General features: G+C 64.9%; 4 protein-coding genes. All 4 read right to left on the minus strand.

The annotated features are described in order from the left end of the window. The 4 genes from DFLDMN_RS06215 to DFLDMN_RS06230 are packed head-to-tail and all read right to left on the minus strand — an operon-like array spanning position 1 to position 12,634. Entirely contained in the window at positions 1–7,557 is a 7,557-nt protein-coding gene (locus DFLDMN_RS06215) for a filamentous hemagglutinin N-terminal domain-containing protein (RefSeq protein ID WP_423197599.1), read from the minus strand. Positions 7,558–7,608: 51 nt separating this feature from the next. After that, entirely contained in the window at positions 7,609–8,436 is an 828-nt protein-coding gene (locus tag DFLDMN_RS06220; protein WP_423197600.1) for a peptidyl-prolyl cis-trans isomerase, read from the minus strand. Positions 8,437–8,447: 11 nt separating this feature from the next. Beyond that, positions 8,448–10,181, minus strand: coding sequence for a ShlB/FhaC/HecB family hemolysin secretion/activation protein (locus tag DFLDMN_RS06225; protein WP_423197601.1), 1,734 nt, complete (start codon positions 10,179–10,181; stop codon positions 8,448–8,450). Continuing rightward, positions 10,178–12,634, minus strand: a complete 2,457-nt coding sequence (locus tag DFLDMN_RS06230; RefSeq protein ID WP_423197602.1) for a filamentous hemagglutinin N-terminal domain-containing protein — start codon at positions 12,632–12,634, stop codon at positions 10,178–10,180. The genes DFLDMN_RS06225 and DFLDMN_RS06230 overlap by 4 nt, the downstream gene beginning before the upstream one ends. Between the last annotated feature and the right edge of the window lie 524 nt (positions 12,635–13,158).

Genomic DNA, 13,158 nt, shown 5'->3' on the forward strand with positions numbered 1-13,158 from the left:
TTACTTTCCTGGTAAAGCCATGCTACCGCCAATACTGGGGGTCAACTTGGGCAGCAGATTGTTCGGGATCACGTAAGCAGGTATTCCACCATCAACCGTGACCGATTCTATCCCGCGCAAGATGCCAATCGGTATCTGCGTAGTTACAGTGGTATACGCGGGATCTCCGAATGCACTTACTGCCTGCCTTGCATAGTCAGAAGCTGCCGAAGATGACGTTGTAAAGTACTTGCCCTCGGCCGAGCCAAGGTTCCTCAGCCCTCCCGTTGCTTGGATGTCTGCAAGTTCGGCGGGCCCCACCGCTCGGTATAGGGTCGTCACATCGTTTCCGACTGATCTTGTCATACCCAAGAGACCAACACCCTTGAGTGTGCCTGCGAGCAGCCTCTTCACCAACCCGGTACCAATCAGGTCATCTGGCGAGAAGGTCGGCAACTCAAGCCCCTGTGCTTTCGCCTGCGCAATCTGCCAGCTCTTGTCCAGGACCTGACAGTCTGCGGAGCTGGCAGCCCCGCAACCCAGGGATGTTTTCTGATCCTGAATCCAGTTCGCAAGGGACTGACAGCTACTTCCCTCACATTTGGTCAGACCATCGGCCAGGATGCCGTTGCTTTTTTTATCCCGTTCTGCATAGATGTTGGCGGCAGCACATGACGACAAAACGCGGTTCGCGCACTCCCGCTTGGCCTTCTCGAACGCTAGTCGATCCTTGGGGCTCAGGTAATTGTTTAGCGCCTCGTTCTGCGCGGCACCGGCTGCAGCTGTCGCGCTCTGACCCAGCGCCGCCGCCAAGCCACTGCCCGCCAGCATAGCTACAGCGGTCACCACCGTCTGGTTCATCGGGTCCGCACGGTCGGCATCCGTCTGAATACCCAGCGCACCACCCACCAGCGGCGCCACAATGGCCGACGACGCCCCGCCAATGGCACCACCCGCACAATCCCCTCCCCCCAAACTCTGCGCCGCGCATCCAAGCAGCGCATGGGAAAGCACGTTCGACAGCGACCCTTCCGGCGTGTGTTCCGAACCGCCGATGCCATTGGCTGCAACCGCTGCGGCATCCTTCACCAGCCCACCCGCAAACGCCTGCCCAAAACTACCGCCGTACACCGCCGTGTTCACACCCGCGCTTATCGCCGAGCGGACCACCGTGGCTTCGGCATAGCTTCCGATGTTGGACGATGCCGCTGACCAGTTGCCCTTGGCAATGTTGTCGCCAAAGCTCGAAACGCCAGCCTTATCTACGTTCAGCCCGGCGAGTGCGCCTTGCGTGAGACCCGCGGTGACGGCAGCCACCGCGCCAGCCTTGAGCGCTGCGCCAATATTCAGCGAGCCGGTCGTGATGACCTGCGCGACCATACTGGACAACGTGCCCGCGATTGCCGCGTCGATGGCGACAGCCAGCATCGCCTGCATGGCCGTCATCTCGGCCAACGCCACCCCCATCAGCGCAGCGCCAGCCCCAGCCGTCACGATCGAAATCGCCACCGCGGCAACCATGGCCACAATCTGGCCTAGTACACCGAAGCCCTTCTTCTCCTTGATGAACTGCGTATGCAAGTCATCCTGAAGCGAGCCTTCCTCATAGCTCAGACCAAGGCTCTGCTTGAGCTGCGACACCAGCGCCGCGCTGGCGTCTTCGTCCACCGTGCCATCCGCGCGCGTTATGCGCAATGCGTCGTTGATCGCACGGATGCTGTCGGCCTCGATGTCCATGTGCATCGCCGACAGATACCCCCCGGGCTGCACCACCGTGCCCGTAATGACGTTCCAGCCCCCACTCGCCTTGTAGGCATTGGTGCCGATATCCACTACGTTCGGGCTCAGATCCAGGCTGCCTGCCTTCACCGCCAGCGTATCGGTGGCTACCACCTGGCCGCTGTTGCGCAGCTGGCCATCCACCGTCACGCTGATATCCCGCCCGCTGATCGTGCCGCCGGTGGGCGTCGCCATTGCCTGGGCATAGCCCTCCGGCAGGTACACCTGCGGCACCAGCACGTTGACCGTCGGACACACCACGCTCGACACGGTGCTGCATCGAGGATCAGGGACAGCTTGCTCGACGTACCAGAGCATCGGCGCATCCAGCGCCATTACCTGGTCATCCGTCAGTGCCTGGCCAAGCTTGATGTGGTTGTCCCTGGCGTAGTCCGCCGCGTTCTTGTAGAGGCTCAGCTTCTCCTGGTCCGATACCGACAGGTTGTTCTGCGCATCCCACGACAGGCCACTGATAAAGCTCTCTTGCCCGGTCTGCATCAGCGCGGCCTGCTGCAGCTTCTGAGACTCGGTGTACGGGTCGTAGTAGAAAGCGACGTTGCCGGGACGCAAGTCGGCTGGCAGCTGCGCGAGCAGGCTGTCGGGCGTTACGCCGGCCAGTACGCCTGTGGCCGGGTTCGGGCTAACGTATTGCGCGCGATCGGTGGTCGCAGTCGGTGCGATGAGCGGTGTTCCGCCAGGATTCGCATTGAAATGCCAGTCGACCGTCGGCGTACTACCCGTGGTGGGAGCGGCGGGCGTGGCGACGATCACGGGCTGGAATTGCCATGGTGTATCCGCATTCGGATTCTGCGCCGGCGTCGCGGCCGGAACCTCACCTGCCGGTGTCGCCACCGGCCCCAGCGGGATAACCTGCCGCGGCGGGGCCGACGGCGGGGTTGGCTGGGTTGGCGCCGTATAGCCGTTGACCAGCGAGACCCCGGTCAGATCCACCGTGGTGCCGAGGATATTGCCGGTGTTGACGATCTGGCCGCCCGAGTTCACCGAGAGCGAGCCACCCGCCTGAATGGCCGACGCGATATTGCCGATCGCCGAGCGCCCCGCCGTGTCATGCCAGCGGTCGCCGCCGCTGCGCTTTTCCTGCCAGCGCCCTTGCCAGTCCGCATTCAGGGCGATGGCGGTATTGTCCACGCCACCGCTGGCCTGGATGCTGACATTGCGCCCGCCGCTGATCAGGCCGCCGTGATTGCCGACCGTGCCACCGTTGAACGTGACATCGCGCGCACCGCTGATCACGGCCGCAGGGCCATTGGCGGCATCCTCGATCGCCATGCACTGGCTGTTGCCATACGTGCCACCCGGATTGCAGCCACCGGCATAGCCCGGATTCTGACCGCCGTAGCTCTTCTGAATCTTGCCCGGGTCCAGCGACTTGTTGACCAGCGCCGTGGCGGTAATCGCCACGGCGCCCGAGATCGATTGGATCGCACCCGCCTGATTGGTCACGGTGCCGCCCGCATTGATCGTGACGTTTCCTTGCGACGCGAGTGTGGCGTGGAGGTTCGCCACGTTACCCGCATTGATGGTCAGCGTGTTGCCAGCCGCGATGGTGCTGGGTGTCTGCTGCCATGCCACGCTGTCCACGTGCGGGTTGCTGTCGTCCGGACAATCGCCACCTGGTACGCAGCCCGGTGTCGATGTGACACGGCTTTCGTGAAGGCCCTGGTTGGTAAAGGTGCCTGGCGTGGTAATGGTGACCTTGCCCGCGGCGGCGATATCGCCGGCATTGGTCAGGTCGCCGCTGCCGTTCAGTGCGAGATTGCCGCCCGAGGTGATCTGGCCTGCCTTGCCGAGGATCGAGGTGACGGACGACTGCACCGGCGCGGTTACCGGCGCCCCATCCGCGCGGGTGCCAACAGTCATTGGCGAGGCCGTATAGCCAGGCGCTCCGCATGCATCACCCTGGCATACCGGCGGCGGATTGCCGAACATCAGCTGGTTGTAGCCGGTGACAAAACCCCGGTCGTCGGTCGCGCCGATCGCCTTCAACTGGGCGAGAAACGCGCTCAATTCCGTCTGGTTGACCACGTCGGTCACCGAATTGGTCAAGGTCGCCGAGCGGCTGTTGTCCAGCACGGCCACGCTGAGCACCACGTCGCGCGCCGCGGAAATGATGCCCCCTTTGTTCGAGAGCAGCGATGCGGTGACATCGAGATTGCCGCCGCTAACGATCTGGCCGGCGGTACCGTCCGCCTGCTTGACGACGGTCCGATCTACGGTGGGGAGCGCCACGACCGGCGCGCCGGACGGCAGCGGGCCCGCCGTGGCATCCGTGCCCACATGCCACATCGGCACCCAGTGAAGGCCATCCTCGCCTCCAGCGGAATACGGGGCGACACCGCTCACCGGCGAGATGGACGTGCCGTCTGAATTGCGGGTCAGGTCGCCGATCCTGATGTCGACCGGATTGCCGGGTGTCGGCCCCGAGCAATTCTCGCAATCGCCACCCACCCAAGGCTGGTAGCTGCCGATCACGGTCGAGTTCAGCAGCGAATCGTTGGTGGCCTTGGTCGTGGTACTACCGGCATCCACGGGCCCCGTGCGATCGTTGAGCACGGTCCCCGCGGCAATATGGAAATTGCCGTTGGCGCCGATCACTCCGCCGGTATTGTTCAGCGTGCCGCCGATATCGACCTTGACGTCGCCATTGGCCTGCGTTTTTGCGCCGGCATTGTCGTAGTTGCCGCCCGTGATCGCGATATTGCCGAGCGCTTCAGTCACACCGCGATTGACGACATTGCCATCGAGCGCGAGCGTGCCATTGGCGTGAAGTGTGCCGGTGTTGGTCAGGTTGCTCGACGACAGCGAGACATTGGCCCCCCCGATGATCTGGCCGGTATTGGTCAAGGCGCCCCCAGTTGCCAGCGACAGATCGCCCGCCTTCTGGATGGTGCCGCTATTGGTAATGCCCTGGCTGGCATTGAGTACGACCTTGCCGCCGGGCACGGTCCATGTGCCGGTGTTGTCGATGGCAAGGGCGCCCAGCGTGAGCGTGCCATTGGCATTGAGATTGCCCGTGGTGCCAGCAGACGGATCGAAGACCTGGTTCGGGGCATTGATGGTCAGGTCATTGCCCGCCAGCAACTGCCCGCCGGCATTGTTGAAGCTGCCGCCACCGCCAAGTATCGCGAGCCCGAGATTACCGATGGTCGGCCGCGCTCCCGTCAGATCGCCGGCAAACAGCGTGCCTCCCTGATTGCTGAGCAACGCATCGGTCGTCACCGCCAGCGCGTTGGTACCGACGATCAGGCCATGGGCATTGTCGACCGAGCCGGCCGTCAACGTGGTGTTCTGGCCGCCAATGGTGCCCCGGTTGGTAACACTGGATACATTGAGCTGGACCGTCGCCCCGGCCAGCGAGTCGGTGTTGCTCAAGGTACCGCCTGTCACGGTCATCTGCTGCGTGGCGACAGTCGCGCCCTGGTTGCTGACAGTGGCACCATCGAGCCGCACATTGCTGGCGGTGGTATTGCCGCTCAGCGCCAGGCTGTTGGCGGCGCTGGCATCCAGCGTGCCTGTCACCGCGTTGGACTGCGCCGCTGCGGCACTCAGGCGAATGTCATTGCCGCGCAGCGTGGCATTCTGGCCAATCCACGTAAGCGCCTTGACGTCGAGCGTGCGCCCGGCATTGGCGGCAAGGCCGCCGCCCACCAGCGTGCTGCCACTGATCGTGATATCCCTGGCCGCCTCCAGGCTCGCGTTACCGACCGTGGTGATCGAGCCGCCCAGGGTCGCCGAGCCATTGAGGGAGACCACGGCGGTATCGCCACCGCTGGCGAGACCACCCGCGACATCGACGTCGCCTCCGGCGCCAATCGCCGTATGACCGTCGCTGGTCAGCGCGCCACGGATGGCGACATCGCCTGCGGCAGCCGTCACCAGCGTATTGCCGCCGCTCTGTGCCTGGCCGCCCACCGTGACATTGCGTGCCGCGGCAAGCGCAATGTCCGCATTGCTGCCGATCTGCCCGCTCGTGCTGATACTGCCCGTTTGCGCCGTGACAGCGAGTTCGCCGGCGGCGACGACCTGGCCGCCAAGCATCACGTCGGTACCCGCGGTTACGGTCAGCGTACCTGGTGAAACCACGTTGCCGGCAGTGGTCACGTTACCGGTTACTGCGGACAGCGACACATTGCCTGTGGTACTGCCCGCCGCGCCGTTGACGGTGAGGTTGCGTTGCGAAGAGAGATTCAGCTCTCCGGCCGACACCGCACTGCCATCGATGGTCGTATCACGTGCCGCCTGCAACGCGATGGTGCCCGGCGCAGCGATATCGCCACGCAGGTGAATATCGCCCACCCCGTCCTGCCCGGCCGCCTGCACAAGAATACTTGCGCCACTGACGGTCCCGCCCACGTCCACGCTGCCGGCGGCCGACAGCGTCACGGCCTCCTGCGCCTTCACCCCACCCGCGCCCAGGATAGCGCCGCCAGCCGCCACGTTGACCGCCTTGCCGGACGCGAGCGTACCGTCAAGCATTACGTCCTTGCCGGCGCTCACGGCATATCCCGCTTCGCCCTGGCCGTTGCCCGCCGCCAGCACGTTGCCGTTGGCATGGATGGCAACCGCCTGTTTGGCATACGTATTGCCGACCTTGACGTTACCTGCCGCGTCAAGGGTCAGGTTACCTGCGGAGGCGGCGAGGTTTCCGTCCGCGCGCACGCCCAGGCCCGCGGCAGTGCTGACGATCTTGATCTGCCCGGCGTTCATCGCGCCAAACGCCGTGGCGTCGATGGCAAGCCCGTTGGCGGTGCTGGTATTCGTGGCGGCATCGTTGGCCGAGGTGGCTGCCGTGGCAAAACCGCCAAGACCGCTAGCGGCCGGCATCACGCGCTGGCGGCCGGCGATCAGGTTGATCTCGTTGCCAGCGTTGAGCGCGGCATCGATGCCGATGGATTCTGCAATCAGGTTGATATTGCCGACGGTGCCTTCAATCCCTGTGGCGCCACCCTGACCCGGAGTGGGATTGGCAATCTGGATCCGGCCGCCCTCGACCAGAAATCCCGCCGCCGCCGCGGCATCGAAGCTCGTTGGCGTGCCACCGCCCGTCAGCCACTGCGGCGTGCCGGTAGTCAGCGTGACCTGGGTGGTATTGGTAAAGCCCGCACCGTTGACGAATACGCCGCCCGGCGCCGCCACCACGAGTCCAGCCGGGGCACCAAAGATCTCCACGGCGCCGTTGATCTGCGCAGGCGCGGAACTGGTGACCTGGTTGACGATCAGCCGCGCCGGTCCCGAGGCCGCCAGACTGGCGTTGGCCTCCACCCGTCCGCCCAGAAAGCTGCCGCCGCCGGTAGTACTGTTATTGAGAATCAGCCCGATCGGGTCCACCACGAAGGACCGGTACTGGTTCAACGAGATACCCTGCGCGTTGGGTGTGGTGATACCGACCACAGGTACCCCGCCCGGGGGTGCGCCCGGGCCTGTTGTCACGCCTAGCGCCGGCGTAAAGCGGATCGGCGCCGCAGGATCGATAACGGGGGCAGCTTGCGCGGAGGGAAAGCGCAGGTCGATGGCCACCGGCACATAGGACATTGCCCATTGCATCAGCCGTTGCCGCAGGGCACCTGCATGCACCGCGAGCGCCTCGGCTTCCATGGCCCCGGCCGCCAGCGTCCCTGCCGCCTGTGACGCCTGCATCAGCGTGACATGGACCGGGCCGACCCACAACGTGACCGCCAGCGTGGCGGCAATGGCGCGCGCAAACATGCTACGTCGGCCAAGGTCGGCCAGCGAGGTGAGTTCAGTCGTTTCAGTCGGCAAGAGAGGCTCGCGATGCATGGTGTTCTTCCGCGTCTGGGTGCTTCTTTTTTTGTCGAGGCGCCAGCCCCGTTACTGCGTGATCTTTGCCTTCAGCAGCAACTGCGTGACCATCGCGATGGTCGCCTTCTCCAGTGCCTGCGCCTGCAGCGCCTGCTGGATGCCGGGCCGTGCCACGTCATACGCAGGCACCTGGGTGGCGCGCACCGCATCGACCTTCACCAGATAGCGCCGCTCGTTCCACGCAATCGGGGCTGGGCTGACCGCTCCGGCCGGCAATGAGGAGGCCGCCTGCGCCAATGGCAACGGCAGGCTCTGCGTGTGTCCGTCCTGCGCCGGCACCTTGAAGCTGATCCACTCCAGCGCGCCACCACTGCTCCGGCTTGGTGACAGGCTGACGGCCTGCGCCACCCTGGCGAAGTCTTCTCCGGCCTTGATGCGCGCAAGCGCGGCGTTGGCGGCGGCGTCATCGGCTACCTCGATCACACGCGCCTTGTATTCACGTTCGCCCAGCGTGGCGACGATCGCGTCATAGCGCGCGCGCACCTGCGCCTCGGTAACCGGCTCGGGCTTGATGTGGTCCTTGAGCCAGGCCTGCATCAGGATCTGGTTGCGCGCGTCGCGCAGTTGCGCCTGCACATCGGCGCGCGACTCCAGCGCCTTGTCCTTGCTCGCCTCCTGACGGAACAGCTCACGCGCGATGAGCTGCTGCTTGATGGCCTCGCGCGCCGACGGTGTGTCCGGCATGCCGGCCGACCTGGTTGCCGCAGTGATGTCGGCGTCGGAGATCGTCACGCCATTGACCGATGCCGCGGCGGCCGCGGTAGCGCCATACACCGCTTGCAGGCCAAGCAGCAGGGCTGCGATGCAAAGGGTCGGGCGAATGCGATGAACTTGCATGGAAGGACTCCTCAATAAATCCAGTTGAGCGTGGCAAGTACGATGCCGCGCCTGGGTCCGAGCACGGCCGGCTGCGCCAGCGGCGCACCAACCAGCAGCTCGCTGGTAAAGGTCTGGCCGGCCCACTGGGCCGAGAGGCGAACGCCGGCGCCGGCACCCGCCACGGCTTGCCATCGATGGGTGGCCACGTACTGGGTCTGGCCACCGTCGACAAACAGGTACGGCTCCATGCGGACGCCGAACCGCACGGGGACATCGGCCCACGCGAATTCGTTGCGCAGGTATGCGCCGCGGTCGCCGGATATCACGCCTTCACGAAATCCGCGCACGGTGCTCATGCCACCCGCGTAGATCTGCTCTGAGCCAAACAGCGCCACATTGGTCCACTGGCCGACCAGTTGCGCGCGCCATACAAGCAATGCCCGGTCGAACACGCGCCGCAGCGGCAACTGCATGGTCACGTTGCCATCGAGCTTGTTGAATTGCGCGTGGGCTTCGTCGGCGCGGATATCCGACGGGTCGTGTGTGGCATGAAACGCATTGAGTCCGCGCGAATAGCCCGCCTCCGCGGTGGCATAGCCCTGCTGGCCGTTGGCGGCAAAGCGCCACAGGCCACTCCAGGCGGCACGCAGTACCGTCAGGCGTTGCGGGTCAAGTTCGAGGTTGTTGATCTCGCGCTCGCTCTTGCGCCACGTCAGGGTGAGGTCTACTGCCTGCCGGCCGCGCTGGCTGCGGGTCAGGACGCGATTCCAGCCGAACGTATGGCCCAGGCTGCGGCCATATAGCAGCGCGCTATCGCCGATCGTGTTCTGGTATTCCGAGAGCGAAGCCGTATAACTGAAGGTGTTGTAGCCAAACGGTACGGCGGCCGACGCTACCGCCGCGTTGGTATCGGTTGTGCCCACGTAGCTTGCCGAGAGCGACTCCTGCAGGCCAAGCGCATTATCGGCATCTACACCAAGCCGCGTACGCGTGATGCCGGTCACGCGGCTGCCGTAGTTGTCGACGCCCGCATTGAAGCGAAAGCGGTCACCGGGCGTGTTGTTGAGCGCCACGATCGATCCACCTGGCGTCTGGCCGGGCAGGATCTGCATTTCGGCACGATTGCGGCGCAGCCGGTTGATCTGATCGACACCCTGCTCGAGGTCCGGCAGCCGGAGCGTGTCGCCGGGCTCGGGAAACTGCCACGTGGTTCCGGCATCGGTGATCCAGCCTCCGCCCACCGTACCGAACCAGGCAGCGGGTGATTTCCCGTTGAGCCGGAACGACTCCACGCGCCCGGCCACCACCGTCACCACCAGTACGCCGCTGGCGAGATTCTGCTCGCCGAGGTAGGCACGGGTGGTGATATACCCGCGCGTCACAAACGCTTCGGTAAAGCGCCGCAACAGCAGATTGATCCGATTGGTGCCGAGCGCATGGCCGACAAACGGCGTGGTGATAGCTGTCACCTCGCCGTCGGTAAGCACCGTGTTGCCGCGTACCTCGATGCGCCGGATTTCGAACGTAGCCGAAGTCTCGGCAATCGCTTCCACCGGGGTCTCGGGCGCGATGTCCACGCGGCTCTCAATCCGGGTCGGCGGCTGCGTGGCTTCACGCTCGCGCTCGCGCTGGCGTTGCTCCCGCAGCAATCGTTGCGCCGGGTCTTCGGGCGGCACCTGCGCGAGCACCGGCACCCCTGCGGGCAGCAACGTGGCGACTACCGCCGCGGCGACCATGGCACGAGCTGGCTTGCACGCGATCATCGCCATATCCACGAGGTAAGGCCCAGATGGCTCTCCACCGATACCGGCTGCTGCTGGCGGGGCCGCACCACGGTCTGGGTACCGGCGATGGTCACGTCGCCATCGAGGCTGCCGCCATCGACGACCGCATCTCCGGTGACGCGCGTATGGCCAGTTGCCATCCAGCTGCCACCGATATCGGTGGCATAGAGTCGTGCCCAGGTATCGCCGAAGAAGACCTTGAAGCCGCGGTCGCGCGCAATCGCGACATAACCCGTCACCCCACCGGCATACGTTTGCGGCGCATCCACCGTCAGGTTTCCGATTGCCAGCACGCGACCACCGATATTGCTGGCGACGCTGCCGGCGCGGATATCGATATCGCCACCGGCCGACAGCAGGCCACCGCTTACGCCGGTAGTGGACGACGCGGAGGTGCGGCATACGATCATGCAGGTGCGCGAGTAATGCGCGGCGCCCGTGGCCACACCCGTCGTGCTGAACGTATCCTCGGCGCGAATCGTGATGGCGCCATGGTTGGCGTAGATCTCGCCGCCCGTGTTGATCACGTTGCGACCTCGCAGCGTGGTGCCTCGGTCCGACAGCAGGTAGGCCACCTGGTCGGGGCGATCGGCCACACCGTAGTCGATGTCGAAGGTCGCGCTGCGCCTGGAGAACACCAGCCAGCGGCGACCCGATGCCGAGCCCAGCACCGGCAACTCGCCGTTGGCGCCGGGTTGCTTGGTGATTGCATTGACGAGGTCACCGCCAGCGTCGACGTCGAGAAGCGCGTTCGACAACATGCGCGCGTGTCGATTCACGATATCGCCGCGGGCACGCACCGACACATCGTCGTTGGCGCCAAACAGGATGCCCAGGTACTGCAGCGTGGAGTCATTGAGAATCGCGCCACCGGCGTCGAGGGTGACCGCTCCCCGCGCCAATGGCTGGGCGGCGCGCCGTGACTGCCCCTGGATCAGTCCCCCCGTGTTGACGATGTCCCCCGCGCTCCGCAGCAGCACACCTCCCTGGCTGGCAATGACCGACGACTGGCGGGTGCCGGAACGGATACCGATGGCTCCGGCCTGCACCGATGCGTCGGTAGCCGCCAGCACATTGCTGTCCAACTGCGTATAAGAACCGGTGGCGGTCATCGACACGGCAGCCCCGGACGAGCGCACCTCGGCGTCCTGCAAGGCGATATCGGCCGCGGCGATGGTGGTGCCGCCCACACCGTCGATCTGGGTGCCACGCAAGGCCGCGTTTCCGGACTTGATCGACACCACGCCCTGCTGCGATGTCAGCGTGGCTGCCGCTGCCGTGAGCGACGTCGTGTCGACCACGATATTGCCGTCCGCTGACAGCCGCGTACCCGCGAGCGCCAGACCGCCGCCGCCGTCGAATACCCCGATACCACCACGCGACACCAGCGTGCTGTCCGTCAGCCGGATCGGCCCGCCATGCACCTGCCCCGGCGTGCCGATCATCACATCGCCCACGTCGGCAGTACCGGCGGACAGCCGGCTGCCGTTCAGGTCGATACGCGCCGATGCCAGCTGCAGGTGCCGGCCCGCGTCGATGCTGCCAGACCCTTGCGGCCCGCCACTGCCGATCAGCACATCGCCCAGAGCCTTGACGCTCCCTGCGGCCAGTTGGACGTCTCCGGTGCCGCTCAACACGAAGTCGCCAGCCGTAGCAAACGCGGCCCCTGCGTGTCGGACACCGGCCCCCTGGTCGGTCACCATCAGTTCGACGCGTCCCGCGCTCAGGCTTCCGGCCGCCGTAATATCGAGCGCAACGGCGGAGGAGGCGTTGGTCACCGGCGTGGAATAGGCAATCCAGCGCGACAGGTTGTCCGTCGGCGAAATGCTTGCGTCGATTTCGGCGTGGCTGCTGCCAACCACCGCGCGAATGCGCGAACCGGGATCTTCGAACAGATTCTCGACCTTGCCACCCACACGGATTCGGCTGGCGATCAACTCGAGATTGAGCAGCGTGCCGGACAAGCCGCCCGGACCGATATCGATAGTGCCCTGCTGCGTGTTCAGTACGAGATTGCGCTGCAGCTGGCCATTGGCGGTAGTGAAGTCGTTGAACGAGACCTGGCCCGTCGTCAACGCGAGGTTGCCGACGTTCTGCACCACCATGCCGTTGACGTTAATGCCATTGGGATTGGCGATCACCACGTTGGCGCGCGGGCCGAGCACGCCAAGCTGCCCCTCCAGCAAGGACGGATTGGTACCGGTGACCTGGTTAAGAATGACGCGCGCGCGCGCTGCCGTGTTGTCGAGATCGACACCACCGCGCGGCACATTGAATTCGCGATACGTGTTGGTGGAGACGCCACCCAACGCGTTGGCGACACCCACCGTGATGCGACCACTCGCGCCGTTGGCAACGGTGGTGGCGGTGCCGCCATCCGGCACCACGCCAGCGGCGGCACAAGGCACGGCATGGGCGACACAAGCCAGCATGACCGCGAAACCACGCACGACGACCGGGCGCACAGCCTGGCGCGCCCATACCCGGACTTCCCAAAATCGATACAACGACCTGCTCCCTTCTTTCTTCTCGCATGCGGCATCACCGCATGTGATTGGGGCGGGACGATGGCAAACGCGTTTTCCATGGAAAAGCGCACCACCGTCAAACCCCGGTTGCCCGTTGAAGCAACACAACGCGGCTTGGCTGCCGCTCTTTATTTTTTTGGAGAATTTAAATTAAATAGATTTAATACTGACTCACCAAAGCATACTTATCCGAATCCCGCACCGGCAATAGCAGTTCAGCTAGTTCCCCTAAAGGTTGATACGCCGCCCGCCGTTATTAGCGGTTCTGGGGGAATAGAGCCATTTTTCAGAAAGTGGATTGGATCGCGGCCAATGTGGACCGCGACGGGGGCCGCTCCCCGACTGGCGTGGGGTTGCCCCTATGCTGCGCCCGAACGGGCTTCTGTCGGCGCTTGGCTGCGCGACGGTGGCATCTGCCTTTGCGCGCA

It is taken from the genome of Cupriavidus sp. H19C3, from assembly GCF_049393815.1.
Classification (GTDB): Bacteria; Pseudomonadota; Gammaproteobacteria; order Burkholderiales; family Burkholderiaceae; genus Cupriavidus.